Raw genomic sequence first — 17073 nt, forward strand, 5'->3', positions numbered from 1 at the left:
GATGATGCGGCGGGCCGCGCTATGTGGGGGGCATGAAGCACGCATGCTTGGCGCTGGCCCTGGTGATGCCGTTGGGCCTGGTGGGATGTGGGACCACCTATTCCGCGAATGAATACGCCGTCCGGGCCGTTCAGCAGGCCAACCGCGTCAACCAGGGCGTGATCGTCGGTTTCCGAAGAATCGAGATCAGCGCCGAGGGCACGACCGGTGCCGCCGCGGGCGGCGCCGCGGGCGGCGTGCTGGGTGCCGCCGTGGGCGGCAATCGCGTGACGAACGCGCTGGGTGCCGTGGGCGGCGCCCTGGTGGGCGGGCTGATCGGTTCCGCCGCCGAGCGGGCCGCCAACAGCAACGATGGCATCGAGTATGTGGTGCGCAAGACCAATGGCGATCTGGTCAGCGTGACCCAGCGCGACCTGGTGCCCCTGCCGGTCGGCGCGCATGTGCTGGTGATCGAGGGCGCGCAGGCCCGCATCGTCGCCGACTATACCGTGCCGGCGGAAACCCCGGCCCCCACCGCCGCCCGCGTGGATGGCCCGCGCCGCCGGACCGACCCGGTGCCCGCGCCTGCCCCCGCCCCCACGCCCGCCCCGGCCGCCGAAACCCCGGCCCCCGCCACGGAACCCGGCGGCCTGCCCGCCGTGGCCGCGCCCGCCCCCGCCCCGGCGGCGGCCGAGCCCGAAGCGCCCGCCACGCCGAGCGACCCTGGCACCTCGGCCGGCGTGGCCCCGGCGCAGGTGCTGCAGGCCCTGCCGGAATGGCTGCGGAACCAGCCGGCGATGAGCGTGGTGCCCTCGCTGACCCGATGAAGTCAGGGGGCCTTCCTGGCCCCCGCGATGCCCGGCAGCAGCCGTGACAGGCTGATCGCGCTGCCGAGCGCGCCCATCCCGGCCCCGATCCAGATCGCGGCATCGATGCCGCGCTCCGGCGACAGGGACAGGCAAATCGCCACCACCGCCGCCCCCAGCGACTGCCCGATCAGCCGCGACGCCGCCAGGATGCCGCTGGCGCCGCCGCTTCGGTCGCGGGGCGCGCTGCTCATGATCGCGCGCATGTTGGGCGACTGGAAAAAGCTGAACCCCACGCCGCACAGCATCAGCCGCCAGGCGATGTCGATGACAGTGGGCTCAGCGGGCAGCAGCGCCAGGGAAGCGAGGCCCAGGGTCACCACGCCCAGCCCCCCGCCGCCCAGGATTCCGGGCGGGATGCGGTCGCTCAACGGCCCCGCCACCATGGTCAGCACCACCAGCGTCGCGGGCCAGGGGGTGATGAGGAAGCCCGCCTCCACCTGGCTGTAGCCCAGCCGGAATTGCAGCAGGAAGGGCAGCACCACGAAGGCCAGCCCCTGGATGGTGAAGGCGCAGATCGACGTGGCCGAGGACAGCGCGAAGACCGGGATGCGGAACAGGTCGATGGCCAGGATCGGCGCGGGGTGCCCGGCCTCCCGCCGCAGCAGGCCCCAGCCGCAGACGGCCGCCGCCAGCAGCGCCAGGCCCACCGGCAGCCACCCCGACCGGTGCGCGATGCCCGCGATGCCGAACAGCAGGGCGGCGAACATGCCCGCGCACAGCGCCGCCGACAGGCCGTCGAAGGGCCGAATGTTGCGCTCCGTCGCCGGCAGGTCGCGCCGGGCCAGCGCGATGGAGACCAGCGCCAGCGGCACGCCCATCAGGAACAGCCAGGGCCAGCTGAGCACCGACAGGATCGCGGAGGCCGCCGTGGGGCCGACCGAGAAGGCCACGCCCACCACCAGCGCATAGAAGCCCAGCCCGCGCCCGAGCCGGGAGGGCGGATACAGGGAGCGGATCAGCGCCGGTGTGGTGGCCGAGACCGCCGCGGCACCCACCCCCACCACCGCCCGCGCCCCGGCCAGCACCGGCAGGGACCCCGCCAGCCCGCAGCCCAGTGAGCCGAGCGCGAACACCACCAGCCCGATGAAGAAGATGCGCCGGTGGCCATGGATCTCACCCAGCGCCGCCAGCGGCAGCAGCGCCGCGACCACCGCCAGGTAGTAGCTGTTGACGATCCAGATCGTGCTGGTCGCGCTGGCGCCGATGCCGGCCGCGATGGCCGGCAGCGCCGTGCTGGTCAGGGAGATGTCGAGGGTGACGATCGCCACGCCGAGCTGCACGGCCAGCAGCGCGGGAAAGGATGTCCGCGCCGCCTGGGCGGCCATGGGTGCGTTCATATTCATGATGAGCCGATGGTAGGTCCATCAATCCAGCAGGGAAAATTCTAAAATCTCTTATGTTCGATGAGGCACAATCATACATTGGCGCCATGTCGCTCCGAGCCCTCCGCACCCTGCGGGCCATCGCCCGCCACGGTTCCTTCGGCCGCGCGGGTGAGGCGGTGGGGCTGACCCAATCCGCCGTCAGCCTGCAGGTGAAGACGCTGGAGGAGGAATTCGCCGTCCAGCTCTTCGACCGGTCCCGCCGCCTGCCCGTGTTCACCGAGGCGGGCCGGATCGTGCTGGCGAAGGCGGAGGAGGTGCTGGCCCTGTACGACCGCATCCCCGAGGCGCTGAGCGACGAGCGCTCCCTGGCCGGGCGCCTCAGGGTGGGCGCGATGCCGAGCGTGCTGTCGGGCATCCTGCCCGATGCGCTGGTGGTGCTGAACCGCGCCCATCCGCGCATCCGCATCCATGTCTCCTACGGGCTGTCCGGTGAGCTGGCGCACCAGGTCGCGTCCGGCGAGCTGGATGTCGCCATGACGTTGGAACCCGCGCGGCCGCACCCGGCGAACCAGTTCTGGTCGCCGCTGTATGAGAACCGCTTCTGGGTGATCGTCCCGCCCGCCCTGGCCCGGCAGGACATCCGCAAGCTGCTGGCGGAGCAGCCCTTCATCCGGCTGGACAGCCGGGCCTGGTCGGGCCGCCCGATCGAGCGCGAATTGAGGCGCCTGCGCATTGATGTGCGGGAGGAAATGGTGCTGGGCAGCCCGGAGACGATCATCCGGATGGTCCAGAAGGGGCTGGGCATCTCCATCCTCTCGCTGTCCGAGGAATTGCGGGCGGAGCTGCCCCTCGCCTGCCTGCCCTTCGGAGAGCCGCAGCTGACCCGCCGGATCGGACTGCTGGAGCGCCAGGAGCGCGGCAAGAAAGCCCTGGTGGAGGCGCTGGCGCAGGCGGTGGCGGAGGCCATGCGCCAGTAGCCCCGCCTTTACTCCGGCTGCACCCCCAGCTGCCGCAGGATATCCCGGTAGGCCTCGTATTCCGACTGCACGAAGGCCGCGAATTCCCGGCGCGGCACATAGCGCACGACCATCCGCGCGGTCTGCGCCACCCGCCGCACGGGCTCCTGCTCCATGCCTTCCCGGCACAGCTGTTCCAGCCGGTTCAGCACTGGCTCCGGCGTGCCAGCGGGGGCGTAGATTCCCACCTGGCTGAATTGCAGCGCGTCGATGCCCTGCTGGCGCATGGTCGGCACGTCGGGGAAGTCCGGGTGGCGGTTCTCGCTGAACACGCCCAGCAGCCGCATCCGGCCCGACAGGATGAACTCGCTGGCGGAGGACACGACGGTGGTCGAGAAATCCAGCCGCCCGGCCAGGGTCTCGTTCAGGTGCGGCGGGTCGCCGCGGAAGGGCAGGTGGGTGAACTCCACCCCCGTCGCCTTCTGGATGCGCCACACCCCCAGGAAGGGCAGGCTGTTCGGCCCGGCGCTGCCGAAGGTCAGGTTCCGCTGCCGCCCGGCCGCCACGATATCCGCGATGGAGCGGAAGGGGCTGTCGTCGCGCACCACCACGCCGATCACGTTCTCATGCGTGCCGCAGACGGGGGCGAAATTCGCGGGGCCGATGCCCAAGTTGCGCACCATGTGCGGCTGCACGGTGATGGCGGTCATGGGCGTCAGCGCCAGGGTGCGGCCATCGGCGGGGGCGCTGGCCAGGGCGCGCATGCCCACCACGCCGGAGCCGCCGTCGCGGTTCGTCACCACCACGCTGGCCCCGGTCTGGCGGGACCAGTAATCGCCCAGCATGCGCATCATCACGTCCGTGTTGCCCGGGGAGTAGGGGCTGATCAGCGTGATCGGGCTTTCGGGGCGCCATTCCTGCGCTGTGGCGGGGGATGCCGCCAGCAGCGCCGCGAGGATCAACCGGCGCATCGGCGTCACTCCTCGATGATCGCCACGGCGCGGACCCAGCCGGCCGAGGCGCGATGGATCTTCACCGGGAAGGCCGCGACCGTGAAGCCGGTGCTGGGCAGGGCCTCCAGGTTCGACAGCTTCTCGATGTGGGAGTAGCCGATCTCCCGCCCCGCGCGGTGGCCTTCCCAGATCAGCGCGGGGTCGCCGCCCGCCTCGATGCGGCGCTTGGTGGCGGAGAAGGGGGCATCCCAGCTCCAGCCATCCGTGCCTACCAGGCGCACGCCGCGTTCCAGCAGCCACAGCGTGGCGGCCTTGCCCATGCCGCAGCCGGCGTCGATGTAGTCGTCCTCGCCATAGCGGCTGCCGGCGCGGGTGTTCACCACCACGATGTCCAACGGCTTCAGGCTGTGGCCGATCCGGGCCAGCTCCTCCTCCACCTCCTGCGGCTGCACCACGTGGCCGTCGGGCTTGTGGCGGAAATCCAGCTTCACCCCAGGGTTGAAGCACCATTCCAGCGGCACCTCGTCGATGCGCAGGGACGGGCGGCCGCCGGGCACCAGCGCCTCATCCTGGCGGGAGAAGTAGTGATACGGCGCGTCCATATGCGTGCCGTTGTGGGTGGACAGGTCGATGCGCTCGACGGCGGCGTATTCGCCCTCCGGCAGGGCGGAGACGGGCACGCCCATGTAGTCGGCCATCTTGGGCGCGGTCATGTGGTGGTCGAAATACTGGATCTTGGGTTCGCTGCCCGGCGGGTCCGACTTGATGCCGGATTTCAGGGCGCAGGAAATGTCGATGATGCGGCGCATGGCGGGCCTCAGGTCACGGATGCATGGGCGGGGAGGACCTCGCCCCGGCATTCGCCGAAGCCGATGGTCGTGAAGCCGGGGGCGCTGGCGGTGCCGGTGAAGATCACCTCGTCGCCATCCTCCAGGAAGCGGCGGGTCTCGCCGTTCGGGAAGGCGATGGGGCCGCGCAGCAGCAGCTCGGCGATGCAGGCCTCCTGCCCGTCCTCGGGGCCGGAGACGGTGCCGGAGCCCAGCAGGTCCCCGGGCAGCAGGTTGCAGCCGTTGGAGGTGTGGTGCGCCACCATCTGCGCCGCCGTCCAGGACATGCCGGCGAAGGGCGTGTCGGTCACGGTATGCGGGGCGGCGCCGGCCGCGCGCAGCCTGGGCGTCAGGATCGCGGCGCGCAGTTGCAGGTTCAGCGCGTCCGGCCGGGTGGTGGCCAGGTGGGGCGGGCAGGGCGGGTCCCCGGCCTGCCGCGCGGGCTGGGGCAGCAGGAAGGGTTCCAGCGCCTCGGCGGTGACGACCCAGGGGGAGACGGCGGTCATCACGCTCTTGCCCAGGAAGGGGCCAAGGGGCGGCATCTCGTAACGCTGCACGTCGCGCACGGACCAGTCGTTCAGCAGGCCGAAGCCGAACAGGCGGCGGTCCGCCAGGCTGATGGGGGTGGGTTCGCCCAGCGCGTTCTCGCCCGCGATCCAGATCGCCAGTTCCAGCTCGAAATCCATCGCCTCGGTGGGGGCGAAGACCACGGCGCCGTCCTTGGGATACTGGCCCCAGGGGCGGCGCAGCGGCGCGCCGGAAGGCCGCACCGAGCTGGCGCGCGAGTGATAGGCCACGGGCAAATGGTGGAAGGCGGGCGGCAGCGGGTTGGCCGGGTCGCGCTTCACGCCCAGCCGCGCGCAATGGGGGCGGCTGGCCATGAAGTCGGAGAAGTTCCGCACCTCGGTGGGCAGGTGCATGGTCACGGCGGATTGGGCGTGCAGCAGCTGGGGTAGGGGCTCCGCACCCTCGGCCAGCAGGGCGGAGAGGGCGGCGCGCAGCTCGGCCGCGGCATCCCGGCCCATGGCCATCAGGCGGTTCAGGCTGGGTTCGGCGGCGGCTTCGGCGGCGGCGCCCTTCAGCTTGCCGGCGGCGAGGGCGGCCGCGACATCCAGCACCTGGTCGCCGATCGCGACACCGCCGCGCGGGGCGCCGCCGGGCGGGGAAAACACCCCATGCGGCAGGTTCTGGATGGGAAAATCACAACCGGGCGCATTCGCGCCCTGAACCCAGCTTCTGAGGCCGGGCGCATGGGTGGCGTTGGTGGGCACTGTATTTCCTCCTGGCGGGGAGCATGCCGCGCTTGATCGAGATTGCAAGAGGAAATATATTTTTCGAAGATGCTCGATGATTCACCGAACACGCTGCCCTCGAACACGCTCACCGAAACCGCCCTGAACCGCCTGCGCGGCGCGATCCTGGGCGGCGCGCTGGCGCCAGAGGAAAAGCTGCGCCTGCGCGCCCTGTCCGAGCGGTTCGGCATCGGCGCCACGCCGCTGCGGGAGGCCCTGTCCCGCCTGGCCGCCGAGGGGCTGGTGCTGTCGGAGGGCCAGCGCGGTTTCTCCGTGCCGCCCATCACGCGCGAGCACCTGCTGGACATCACCCGCAGCCGCCAGATCACGGAGGCCGAGGCGCTGCGCCAGGCCATGGCCCTGGGCGACGCGGCGTGGGAGGACGAGATCGTCGCCAGCTTCCACCTGCTGAAGCGGCAGTTGGAGCGGCGGGAGGCCACGGAAGCCTGGCTCGATGCCTATGAGGCCCGGCACCACCGCTTCCACCGCGCGCTGATCGCCGCCTGCCCGCTGAATGCGCTGAAGGGCTTCTGCGAGGCGCTGTATGGCCAGACCACGCGCTATCGCCGCGTGCTGACCGGGGCGGGGTTGCTTACGCGTTCGGTGGATGCCCATCATGTGCTGATGGAAAAGGTCCTGGCTCGCGCCCCCGATGCGCCGGCGGAACTGGCCGCCCATATCGGCACCACGGCGGAAGCGGTGCTGGCGGTGCTGGCGAGCGCCGCCAAGGATGGCGCGGCGGCCCCGACCGCGCTTTGATAGACCCGGCACTGTGCCGGAGGAGGTTTCATGGCCGAAGATCCCTACAAGGTTCTGGGCGTGCCCCGCACGGCGACGGACAAGCAGATCCGCTCCGCCTTCCTGAAACTGGCCAAGACCAGCCACCCCGACCTGAACCCTGGCGACAAGAACGCCGAGGAACGGTTCAAGGCCATCAACGCCGCCCATGACCTGCTGGCCGACAAGGAAAAGCGCGCGCGCTTCGACCGCGGTGAGATCGATGCCTCGGGCCAGGAGACGGGGCCGCCGCAGCCCCCGCCCGGCAGCCGGTACCGCCAGCACGCCGATGGGCCGGCCGGCGCGCGCTACAGCACCGGCTTCGGTGCGGATGAGGACGATCTGGGCGATATCCTGTCCGAGATGTTCCGCGCCCGGGCCCAGGCGAATGCCCAGGCGCAGGCCCGCCGGGCGCGCGCCGGGGCGGACCACCAGTATCACCTGACCGTGCCCTTCCTGGATGCGGTGCGCGGCGGTTCCCAGCGGCTGTCCCTGCCGGAGGGCGGGACGCTGGATGTGCGCATCCCCGCGGGGCTCGTATCCGGGCAGGTGCTGCGCCTGCGCGGCAAGGGCGGCGCGGGCGACCCGCCCGGCGACGCGCTGATCGAGGTGGAGGTGGCCCCCCACCCCTTCTTCCGGCGCGAGGGCAACGACATCGTCTGCGACCTGCCGGTGACGGTCACGGAGGCGGTGCTGGGCGGCAGGATCACCGTGCCCACCATCGGCGGGCCGGTGGCGATGAGCATCCCCGCCGGGTCCGACACCGGCACCCGGCTGCGGCTGCGCGGGCGGGGCGTGCCGGCCCATGGCGATGTGCCGGTCGGCGATGCCTATGTGGTGCTGAAGCTGGTGCTGGGCGGGCCTGACCCGGGCCTGGAGAAGTTCCTGCGCGAGCGCCAGGACGCCCCTGCCCACAACCCCCGCGCCGGGATGGAGGACGCGGCATGATCACGCTGGAAACCCTGACCGTCACCGTGACCGGCCTCGACGCCGCGCAGGTGGAGCAATGGATCGCCCAGGACCTGGTGCGGCCGGAGGGCGCGCCCGGCGCCTGGCTGTTCCGCGACATCGACGTGGAGCGCCTGCGCCTGATCCAGAACCTGCGCCGCGACCTGGCCTTGCAGGAGGAAGCGCTGCCGGTGGTGCTGCACCTGCTGGACCAGCTGTACGACACCCGCCGCCGGTTGCGGCGCCTGCGCGACGCGGTGGAGGAGCTGGCGCCGGCGGAGGTGCGGGAGGTGCTGGTTCAGGCGCTGCGCCGCGCCTGAGGCGCGCAGGCAACACGCCTGTGTGGGCGGGGTTGCGCGGCCGTCATCCCCGCCCCACCCTCCCTTCATCATGACAGGCCGTCCCGTTCGGCCTATCGTCCCGGGCAACAACCGGGGAAACGGAGAACCACCATGCTCGACACCACGGCCAAGCTGCCGCTGAACGACCCCAAGCTGTTCCGCCAGGCCAATTACATCGACGGCGCCTGGGTGCAGGCCGCCAGCGGCAAGACCATCACCGTGCGCAACCCGGCCACGGGCGAGGTGGTGGGCCAGGTGCCCGCCCTGTCCGCCGCCGAGACCCGCGCCGCCATCGAGGCCGCCCACGCCGCCTTCCCCGCCTGGCGCAAGCTGCTGGCGAAGGAGCGCGCCGCCATCCTGATGCGCCTGGCGGCGCTGATGCACGCTAATGCCGACGACCTGGCCGCCATCATGACCGCCGAACAGGGCAAGCCGCTCGCGGAGGCGAAGGGCGAGGTGGTCTATTCCGCCAGCTTCCTCGAATGGTTCGCCGAGGAAGGCAAGCGCGTCTACGGCGACATCATCCCGCAGAACGCGCAGGGGCGCCGCATCCTGGTCTCCAAGGAGCCGATCGGGGTGTTCGCCGCCATCACGCCCTGGAACTTCCCCTCGGCCATGATCACCCGCAAGGCGGGCCCGGCCTGGGCCGTGGGCTGCACCGGCGTGATCCGCCCGGCCAGCCAGACGCCCTTCAGCGCCCTGGCCCTGGCCGAACTGGCCGAGCGCGCGGGCATGCCCAAGGGCGTGTGCAACGTCATCACCGGCCCCTCCGGCGAGACGGGCGGCGAGCTGACCGCCAACCCGCTGGTGCGCAAGCTGTCGTTTACCGGCAGCACGGAGGTCGGGCGCATCCTGCTGCGCCAATGCGCCGACACCATCAAGAAGACCAGCATGGAGCTGGGCGGCAACGCGCCCTTCCTGGTCTTCGACGACGCCGATCTGGATGAGGCGGTGAAGGGGGCCATGGCCTCCAAGTACCGCAACACCGGGCAGACCTGCGTCTGCGCCAACCGGCTGCTGGTGCAGGATGGCGTGTACGACGCCTTCGCCGCCAAGCTGAAGACGGCCGTCGAGCAGCTGAAGGTCGGCAACGGCATGGAGCCGGGCGTGACCCAGGGCCCGCTGATCAACGCCGATGCGGTCGCCAAGGTCGAGGAACACATCGCCGACGCCACCGCCCATGGCGCCAAGGTGCTGACCGGCGGCAAGCGGCACGAGAAGGGCGGCAACTTCTTCCAGCCGACCATCCTGACCGATGTGCCGAAGGAAGCCCTGATCTTCCGCGAGGAGACCTTCGGCCCCGTCGCGCCCCTGATCCGCTTCAAGACGGATGAGGAAGGCATCGCCATGGCGAACGACAGCGAGTTCGGCCTGGCCGCCTATTTCTACGCCCGCGATGTCGGCCGCATCTTCCGCGTGGCGGAGGGGCTGGAGGCCGGGATCATCGGCATCAATGAGGGCATCATCTCCACCGCCGAGGCGCCCTTCGGCGGCGTGAAGCAATCCGGCCTCGGCCGCGAGGGCAGCAAGTATGGCGTCGAGGACTATCTCGAGATCAAATACATGGCGCTGGGCGGCCTGTAACGGCCGCGTTCCCGGCGGAACGGAGGGGGGCGGTGCCTGGCGGCGCCGCCCCTTTTTCATGCGCGGCACCCGGCGCGATAGAAAGCGACAATGCCCGCCATAGGTTACAATTTATCACCTAACACTTGATGAACAGTAATCCATCGTGAAAATACGGCCCGCATCCTCCGGGCCGGTCATCAGACCCGGCCCGGCACCGACAACCAGGCGCGCCGCCGAAGCCGGGACATCTCCATGGTCACGACCCCCTTCCTGCCCAGCGATCCGCTCTATCGCTATTCCTGGCACCTGAAGAATGTCGGCGGTGCCGACCAGGGCAATGGCGTGGCGGGGGTGGATATCCGCGCCGAGCAGGCCTGGACGCGCTACACCGGCAAGAACGTGCTGGTCGCCGTACTGGATGACGGCGTGGAGGCCACCCACCCCGACCTGGCCGCCAACATGTGGACGCGCCCGGGCACCATCACGGTCTCCAGCGACCCCAACCTGGCCAATGGCCTGCCCGTGGCATCGGGCCGGGACAGCGCGGGGGACAATCACGGCACGGCGGTGGCGGGCGTCATCGCGGGCGTGGCGAACAACGGCATCGGTAGCACCGGCGTGGCGCCGGATGCGCGCCTCGTCGGCTATCGCGTGCTGGGCGACGGGTCGGCCAATTTCGCGGATGCGCTGCTGCAATCCCTGGCCGATGGCGCGCAGGTGCTGAACAATTCCTGGGGCTACACCGTGCCCATGCTCAGCACGGAGGCCGCCACGCTGGCGGCCGCGCTGCGCGTGGCCGGCGAGGGGCGCGGCGGGCTCGGTTCCGTCATCGTGAAATCGGCGGGCAATTCGCGCACCATCACGCTGAACGGCGAACCCGCGCCGGCCGATGCCAATCTCGACGCGCTCTCGGCCTCCCACACCGCCATCGTGGTGTCGGCGCTGAACAACACGGGCATCATCTCCGACTACTCCACCCCGGGCGCCAACACGCTGGTCTCGGCCTTCGGCGGGCCGGGCGATGGAGAGATCGTCAACAAGAACAGCGTCGTCACCACCGACCGGGTGGGCAGCGTCAACGGCTACAGCGATGGCGACTATACGGGGTTCAACGGCACCTCCGCGGCGGCCCCCATCGTCTCGGGCGTGGTGGCGCTGATCCTGGAGGCCAACCCCACCCTGGGCTACCGCGATGTGCAGGAGATCCTGGCCTATACCGCGCGCCAGACCGACTACAACGCCGGCATCGGCGCGGATGCCAGCTTCAGCCGCACCCCCTGGGTCACCACCCACACCACGAACGCCAATGGCGGCGGGCTGAATTTCAGCCGCGACTACGGCTTCGGCATCATCGACGCGGGGGCGGCCGTGCGCCTGGCCGAGACCTGGACCCAGGCGCGGACGGAGGCGAACTACGTCACCGCCAGCCTGGCCGCCACGGGCGCCGCGGCGGGTACCAGCATCACCACCGGCGGCCTGCCCACGGCGCAGAACCTGGCGCTGACCTTCAACGCCACGGCACCGGCCGGGGCCTCCAGCGGGTTCCGGCTGAACTTCGTGGAGCTCACGCTGGACCTGACCACGGCCAAGGCCGCGAATATCAGCATGGTGCTGACCTCGCCCACCGGCACCGCCGTGACCATGCTGATCAACAGCGGCTTCCTGTATGTGCAGGCCAGCGAGGACGTGGCCGACCCGGCCCAGCCCATCGCCTGGGCGAATGGCGGCTGGACCTTCGCCTCCCCGGCCTTCTGGGGCGAGAGCGGGGTGGGCGCCTGGAACCTGGCCGTGACGGCGGCCGGTGGGGCGGAGGCGGCGGTGTTCAACGCGGCCTCCCTGAAATTGCTGGGCGACGCGGCGGCGCAGGATGGCGCCGCCAAGGTGCAGGTCTTCACCGACGATTTCGCGCGCCTCGCGGGGCTGGACGCCAGCCGCGCCATCCTCGGCGCCCATGGCGAGACCGGGCTGAACGCGGCGGCGCTGAGCCAGGCCGTGACGATCGACCTCAGCGCGCAGGACGGCAACGCGGCGGCCCAGGCCTCCGTCATCGGCGGCAAGTCCATCGGCTTCACGGGCCACACCATCACCGACCTGTGGGGCGGCGGCGGGGATGACGTGCTGGTGGGCGGCGCCGGCGGCAACCACCTGTATGGCGGCTGGGGCCACGACACGCTGCTGGGCGGGGCCGGCGACGACACGCTGATGGGCGGCGCCGGCAACGACCTGCTGGCCGGCGGCACGGGCAACGACACCCTCGCGGGCGGGGAGGGCGACGACACCTACATCCTGGAAGACACGGATACGGTGAACGAGGCCGCGGATGGCGGCATCGACACCGTCTTCGTCACCTTCAACGACTGGGTGGCGGCGCCGTATCTGGAGATCCTGTACCTGGCCATCGGCGCCACGCGCCTGACCGGCGGCTGGACCGACAATGTGCTGGTCGCCCATCCCACCCTGGCCAGCGTGCTGGATGGCGGCGTGGGCGACGACATCCTGTGGGGCGGCGCGGGCAACGACACGCTGACCGGCGGCGCGGGCGACGACATCCTCCGCGGCGGCGGCGGGGACAACGCCATGCTGGGCGGGCTGGGCGACGACATCTATGTGGTCGGCAGCACCGGCGACACCGTGACCGAGAACCCGGGCGAAGGCACGGACATCGTGTTCGTGACCGTCAGCGGCTGGACGCTGGGGGCGAATATCGAGGCCGCCTATCTGACCGGCACCGCCGCCAGCTTGACCGGCAGCGCGGGCGACGACGTGCTGGTGGCCAACGACACCCTGGCCAGCGTGCTGAATGGCGGGCAGGGCAACGACACGCTGTGGGGCCAGGCGGGCGGCGACGCGCTGCGCGGCGATGCGGGGGACGACACCCTGCGCGGCGGCGCCGGCAATGACGTGCTGGTGGGCGGTGCCGGCAACGACAAGCTGGTGGGCGGCGAGGGCGCGGACCGCTTCGTGTTCGGCCCGGGCCATGATGAGCTGTTCGACTTCAACCGCGCCGAGGGTGACCGCATCGATGTCTCGGAGATGGGGGCGCTGGACCTGGCGGGGCTGACCATCCAGGTGATCGGCGGCAACAGCGCCATCTTCCTGGGGGCGGAGCGGATGGATGTGTATGGCGTGACCAACCTGGTGGCGGGGGATTTCCTCTTCGCCGCCTGAGGGCGCGCCAGCCTTGCGCCATCGGCGCCGCGCGCTACATCGGAACCCTCACAGGAGTGTTCCCATGGCCCGCGACTTCGATCTGTTCGTCATTGGCGGTGGTTCCGGCGGGGTGCGGCTGGCCCGCATCGCGGCGGGGCACGGCGCCCGGGTGGGCGTGGCCGAGGAGCGCTTCTGGGGCGGCACCTGCGTGAATGTCGGCTGCGTGCCGAAGAAGATCATGGTGAACGCCGCCGAATACGGCATGTGGGCGCAAGACGCCGCCGCCTTCGGCTGGAACATCGAGAATCACGGCCATGACTGGGCCACGCTGGCCGCCGCGCGCGATGCGGAGGTGGCGCGGCTGTCGGCCATCTATGGCCGGCTGCTGGGGGGCGCGGGTGTCACCAGCTTCGACGCGCGCGCCACCTTCATCGACGCCCACACGCTGGATGTGGGCGGCGAGACCGTGACCGCCGACCGTATCGTGATCGCCACTGGCGGCCAGGCCAGCCGCCTGCCCATCCCCGGCGCCGAGCACGGGCTGATCAGCGACGGGCTGTTCACGCTGAAGGCGCTGCCGAAGCGCGTGGCGGTGTTCGGCTCGGGCTATATCGCCTTGGAATTCGCCTGCCTGCTACAAGGGCTGGGGGCGCAGGTGGATGTGTTCTACCGCGCCGCCCTGCCGCTGACCGGCTTCGACCAGGATATCCGGGAGGTATTGCCGGAGGCGCTGACCGCCCAGGGCATCCGCCTGCACCCCGGCGTGGTGCCCACCGCCCTGTCGAAGGAGGGCGACGCCACAGTGGTGCATTTGCCCGGCGACGCCACGCTGACGGTGGATGCGGCGTTCTTCTGCACCGGCCGCGTGGCCAACACGAAGGGGCTGGGGCTGGAGGCCGCCGGTGTCATCACCGACGCGCGCGGCGCCGTGGTGGTGGATGCCAGCCACGCGACCAACGTGCCGCACATCTACGCCATCGGCGACGTGATCGACCGGCTGAACCTGACCCCCATGGCCACCGCCGTGGGCCATGCCCTGGCGGACACGCTGTTCGGCCACAACCCGCGCAGCGCGAGTTACGAGAACGTGCCGACCGCCGTCTTCACCTCGCCCCCCATCGGCACGGTGGGGCTGACGGAGGCGGAGGCGGCGGCCCGTGGCCCGGCCGACATCTACGTCACGCGCTTCACCCCCATGCGCCACACCATCAGCAAGCGCGAGGGCCGCAAGACCCTGATGAAGCTGGTGGTGGACCAGAAGACGCAGAAGATCCTGGGCGCGCACATGCTGGGCGAGGATTCGGCCGAGATCATGCAGGGCGTCGGCATCGCCATGGTGATGGGCGCCACCAAGCAGGATTTCGACCGCACCATCGGCATCCACCCGACCGCGGCGGAGGAGTTTGTCACGCTTCGCACGCGGACCCGGGTTGCGGGCGGCTGAAGCCCCGGACAGTAGCGCGCGCCATATTTCCGCCATATGGTGCGCCCCCACCCGCCCATCCCATGGGCGAGCAGGAGGAGCGAAACAATGGCACGCGCATGGAGCCCGCAGAGCTGGCGGGACATGCCCATCCGGCAAGTGCCGGATTACCCGGACATGGGCGCACTCACGGCCATGGAGAAGAAGCTCGCCTCCTTCCCGCCGCTGGTGTTCGCCGGTGAGTGCGAGCGCCTGAAGACCTCGCTGGCCGAGGCCGGGCAGGGCAAGGCCTTCGTCCTCCAGGGTGGCGACTGCGCCGAGAGCTTCGGCGATTTCCGCGCGGACCCGATCCGCGACACCTTCCGCGTGCTGCTGCAGATGGCGGTGATCCTGACCTTCGGTGCCACGGTGCCGGTGGTGAAGCTCGGCCGCATGGCCGGCCAGTTCGCCAAGCCGCGCTCCTCCGATACCGAGACGGTGGACGGCATCACCCTGCCCTCCTATCGCGGCGACATCATCAACGGCCCCGAGTTCACCGCCGAGGCGCGCATCCCCGACCCGTCGCGGATGGAATTCGCGTACATGCAGTCGGCCGGCACGCTGAACCTGCTGCGCGCCTTCGCGACCGGCGGCTTCGCGGACCTGCACCAGGTGCACCGCTGGAACCTGGATTTCGTGGGCCAGAGCCAGGCCTGGTCGCAATACCAGGGCCTGGCGCACCGGATCGAGGAAACGCTCAGCTTCATGGCCGCCTGCGGCATGAACAGCGAGAACGCGCCCCAGATCCGCGAGACCGCCTTCTACACCAGCCATGAGAGCCTGCTGCTTCCGTATGAGGAAGCGCTGACGCGCATGAGCTCCACGCACAACAAGCACTATGCGTGCAGCGCGCACTTCCTGTGGATCGGGGACCGCACCCGCCAGCTGGACGGCGCGCATGTGGAGTTCCTGCGCGGCGTGGCCAACCCGATCGGCATGAAGGTGGGCCCCAGCATGGAGGCCGCGGACCTGATCGCGCTGACCGAGAAGCTGAACCCCGCGAACGAGATGGGCCGCCTGACCCTGATCACCCGCATGGGTGCCGCCAAGGTGGCCGAGAAGCTGCCGCCGCTGCTGCGCGCCGTGCGCGACGCCGGCCGCAACGTGGTGTGGCTGTGCGACCCCATGCACGGCAACACCACCACCCAAGCCGGCTACAAGACCCGCAGCTTCGACGCCATCGTCGATGAGGTGAAGGGCTTCTTCGACGCGCATGACGAGGCCGGCACCATCGCCGGCGGCGTGCATGTGGAAATGACCGGCCAGGACGTGACGGAATGCACCGGCGGCGCCAACCGCCTGACCGCCGCCGACCTGGGCGAGAACTACGCCACCTCCTGCGATCCGCGGCTGAATGCCGGGCAGTCGCTGGAACTGGCCTTCCGCCTGGCGGAGGGTCTGAAGGCCCGCCGCCACCCGCCGATCGCCCCGGCCCGCGCCGCCGAATGAGCGATGGCGGGGACGGGCGGCCGGTCATAGCCGAGTCCGACGCGTCGATTTCGGCGCGCACGGACGCCTATTTCAACCGCACCCGCGCCATCGTCGAGAAATTCGGCGATGCGCAGGTGACCTATGCGGTGTTCCTGCGCCGGCCCGTCATCTCCGCCCCGCGCATGGCGGTGGACTGGCTGCGCAGCGTGGCCGCCCGGCGCGGCACCAGCTTCGGCATCGAGGTGCTGCACGAGGAAGGCAGCTGGGTGGGGGCGGGCGACCCGATCCTGTATCTCAGCGGCTCCTTCGCGCAGTTGTCGGACCTGGAGACGCTGTATCTGCAGAAGCTGGGCGCGCCCTGCGTGGCGGCGCACAACGCCTATCAGATGGCCGCCGAACTGCCGACCGCGACCTTCCTGGCCATGGAGGCCCGGCACTGCGCCGGGGCCGAGATGCAGGACATGATGGGCTATGCCGCATCCGTCGGCAGCCGCGCCGCCCAGCGAGAGGGCGCGAAGGGCTTCATCGGCAACGCCAACGACTTCACCGCGCACTGGTTCGGCCAGCCGCGCGGCTTCGGCACCATGCCGCATGCCCTGATCGGCTATGCCGGCAGCACCGTCCGCGCCGCCGAGATGTTCTATGAGACCTATCCCGACGAGAACCTGACGGTGCTGGTCGATTACTTCGGCCGTGAGATCACCGATGGGCTGGCCGTGTGCCGGCGCTTCCCGGAGATCGCGAAGGCCGGGCGCATGTCCGTGCGGCTCGACACCCATGGCGGCCGCTTCCTGGAGGGGCTGGACCCCGCCGAGAGCTACGCCGTGCTGGAACGCCACGCGCCCGCCGCCGTCCGCCGCTATCGCAGCGAGACGGAGCTGCGGCACCTGGTGGGCACCGGCGTGTCCGCCGCCGCCATCTGGCGCATGCGTGAGGCGCTGGACGAGGCCGGCTTCCCGGCGGTGAAGATCGTCGCGTCCTCCGGCTTCGGGGTGGGCAAGTGCCGCGTGATGGCGGAGGCCAAGGCCCCCGTGGACATGGTGGGCACCGGCAGCTTCATCCCCGAAAGCTGGAACGAGACCTACGCCACCGCCGACATCGTGGAATATGATGGCGTGCCGCGCGTGAAGATCGGGCGCGAGTTCCTGTTGCGGCACGCCCGTGCCCGGCAGAAGCGGGATGGGGGCCAGTAGGGGG

14 protein-coding genes are annotated in these 17073 nt (G+C 70.6%); 10 read left to right on the top strand and 4 right to left on the bottom strand.

Going from position 1 to position 17073, the window contains the following annotated elements:
• The first annotated feature begins 32 nt into the window (after positions 1–32).
• Positions 33–806, top strand: coding sequence for a hypothetical protein (locus GT007_RS14020; protein WP_160122253.1), 774 nt, complete (start codon positions 33–35; stop codon positions 804–806).
• A 2-nt stretch (positions 807–808) separates the two neighbouring features.
• Here GT007_RS14020 and GT007_RS14025 read toward each other — a convergent pair whose 3' ends face one another.
• Complete coding sequence (locus GT007_RS14025) at positions 809–2185, bottom strand: MFS transporter (protein WP_236571668.1); 1377 nt, start codon at positions 2183–2185, stop codon at positions 809–811.
• A gap of 92 nt (positions 2186–2277) precedes the next feature.
• Between GT007_RS14025 and GT007_RS14030 the strand changes: the two genes are divergently transcribed.
• Positions 2278–3150, top strand: a complete 873-nt coding sequence (locus GT007_RS14030; protein ID WP_160122254.1) for a LysR family transcriptional regulator — start codon at positions 2278–2280, stop codon at positions 3148–3150.
• A gap of 8 nt (positions 3151–3158) precedes the next feature.
• On the opposite strand, the gene GT007_RS14035 is transcribed toward GT007_RS14030, so the two are convergent.
• Genes GT007_RS14035 through fahA form a run of 3 tightly spaced genes read right to left on the bottom strand, consistent with a single transcriptional unit; the run spans position 3159 to position 6180 of the window.
• Positions 3159–4100, bottom strand: coding sequence for a tripartite tricarboxylate transporter substrate binding protein (locus GT007_RS14035; RefSeq protein ID WP_160122255.1), 942 nt, complete (start codon positions 4098–4100; stop codon positions 3159–3161).
• 5 nt (positions 4101–4105) lie between these two features.
• Positions 4106–4891, bottom strand: a complete 786-nt coding sequence (locus tag GT007_RS14040) for a cyclase family protein (protein ID WP_160122256.1) — start codon at positions 4889–4891, stop codon at positions 4106–4108.
• Positions 4892–4899: 8 nt separating this feature from the next.
• Positions 4900–6180, bottom strand: a complete 1281-nt coding sequence (gene fahA, locus GT007_RS14045) for a fumarylacetoacetase (protein WP_160122257.1) — start codon at positions 6178–6180, stop codon at positions 4900–4902.
• A 69-nt stretch (positions 6181–6249) separates the two neighbouring features.
• Between fahA and GT007_RS14050 the strand changes: the two genes are divergently transcribed.
• The 8 genes from GT007_RS14050 (at position 6250) to GT007_RS14085 (ending at position 17069) form a co-directional block, all read left to right on the top strand.
• Positions 6250–6960 carry a GntR family transcriptional regulator gene (locus GT007_RS14050; RefSeq protein ID WP_160122258.1) on the top strand — a complete coding sequence of 237 codons (711 nt, stop codon included), beginning with the start codon at positions 6250–6252 and terminating at the stop codon, positions 6958–6960.
• A gap of 30 nt (positions 6961–6990) precedes the next feature.
• Positions 6991–7926, top strand: a complete 936-nt coding sequence (locus GT007_RS14055; RefSeq protein WP_160122259.1) for a DnaJ C-terminal domain-containing protein — start codon at positions 6991–6993, stop codon at positions 7924–7926.
• A complete protein-coding gene (locus tag GT007_RS14060) occupies positions 7923–8246 on the top strand; it encodes a chaperone modulator CbpM (protein WP_160122260.1) in 324 nt (107 codons plus the stop codon). Before GT007_RS14055 ends, GT007_RS14060 begins: the two co-directional genes overlap by 4 nt.
• Before the next feature lie 132 nt (positions 8247–8378).
• Complete coding sequence (locus GT007_RS14065) at positions 8379–9851, top strand: NAD-dependent succinate-semialdehyde dehydrogenase (protein WP_160122261.1); 1473 nt, start codon at positions 8379–8381, stop codon at positions 9849–9851.
• Between the two features lie 234 nt (positions 9852–10085).
• Positions 10086–13001, top strand: a complete 2916-nt coding sequence (locus GT007_RS14070; RefSeq protein WP_160122262.1) for a S8 family serine peptidase — start codon at positions 10086–10088, stop codon at positions 12999–13001.
• A gap of 64 nt (positions 13002–13065) precedes the next feature.
• The gene (gene gorA, locus GT007_RS14075; protein ID WP_160122263.1) at positions 13066–14427 is read left to right on the top strand and encodes a glutathione-disulfide reductase; all 1362 of its coding nucleotides are present in this window, start codon (positions 13066–13068) and stop codon (positions 14425–14427) included.
• Between the two features lie 87 nt (positions 14428–14514).
• Positions 14515–15894: a class II 3-deoxy-7-phosphoheptulonate synthase gene (locus tag GT007_RS14080; RefSeq protein ID WP_160122264.1), complete on the top strand. Its 1380-nt coding sequence runs from the start codon at positions 14515–14517 to the stop codon at positions 15892–15894.
• Positions 15891–17069, top strand: a complete 1179-nt coding sequence (locus tag GT007_RS14085) for a nicotinate phosphoribosyltransferase (RefSeq protein ID WP_160122265.1) — start codon at positions 15891–15893, stop codon at positions 17067–17069. Before GT007_RS14080 ends, GT007_RS14085 begins: the two co-directional genes overlap by 4 nt.
• The last annotated feature ends 4 nt before the right edge of the window (positions 17070–17073 follow it).

The organism is Rhodovarius lipocyclicus, assembly GCF_009900765.1.
Classification (GTDB): domain Bacteria; phylum Pseudomonadota; class Alphaproteobacteria; order Acetobacterales; family Acetobacteraceae; genus Rhodovarius; species Rhodovarius lipocyclicus.

Coding starts and splice junctions, on each gene's coding strand:
- GT007_RS14020 (WP_160122253.1), top strand. CDS start 33: ATGAAGCACGCATGCTTGGCGCTGGCCCTGGTGATGCCGTTGGGCCTG.
- GT007_RS14025 (WP_236571668.1), bottom strand. CDS start 2,185: ATGAACGCACCCATGGCCGCCCAGGCGGCGCGGACATCCTTTCCCGCG.
- GT007_RS14030 (WP_160122254.1), top strand. CDS start 2,278: ATGTCGCTCCGAGCCCTCCGCACCCTGCGGGCCATCGCCCGCCACGGT.
- GT007_RS14035 (WP_160122255.1), bottom strand. CDS start 4,100: ATGCGCCGGTTGATCCTCGCGGCGCTGCTGGCGGCATCCCCCGCCACA.
- GT007_RS14040 (WP_160122256.1), bottom strand. CDS start 4,891: ATGCGCCGCATCATCGACATTTCCTGCGCCCTGAAATCCGGCATCAAG.
- GT007_RS14050 (WP_160122258.1), top strand. CDS start 6,250: ATGCTCGATGATTCACCGAACACGCTGCCCTCGAACACGCTCACCGAA.
- GT007_RS14055 (WP_160122259.1), top strand. CDS start 6,991: ATGGCCGAAGATCCCTACAAGGTTCTGGGCGTGCCCCGCACGGCGACG.
- GT007_RS14060 (WP_160122260.1), top strand. CDS start 7,923: ATGATCACGCTGGAAACCCTGACCGTCACCGTGACCGGCCTCGACGCC.
- GT007_RS14065 (WP_160122261.1), top strand. CDS start 8,379: ATGCTCGACACCACGGCCAAGCTGCCGCTGAACGACCCCAAGCTGTTC.
- GT007_RS14070 (WP_160122262.1), top strand. CDS start 10,086: ATGGTCACGACCCCCTTCCTGCCCAGCGATCCGCTCTATCGCTATTCC.
- gorA (WP_160122263.1), top strand. CDS start 13,066: ATGGCCCGCGACTTCGATCTGTTCGTCATTGGCGGTGGTTCCGGCGGG.
- GT007_RS14080 (WP_160122264.1), top strand. CDS start 14,515: ATGGCACGCGCATGGAGCCCGCAGAGCTGGCGGGACATGCCCATCCGG.
- GT007_RS14085 (WP_160122265.1), top strand. CDS start 15,891: ATGAGCGATGGCGGGGACGGGCGGCCGGTCATAGCCGAGTCCGACGCG.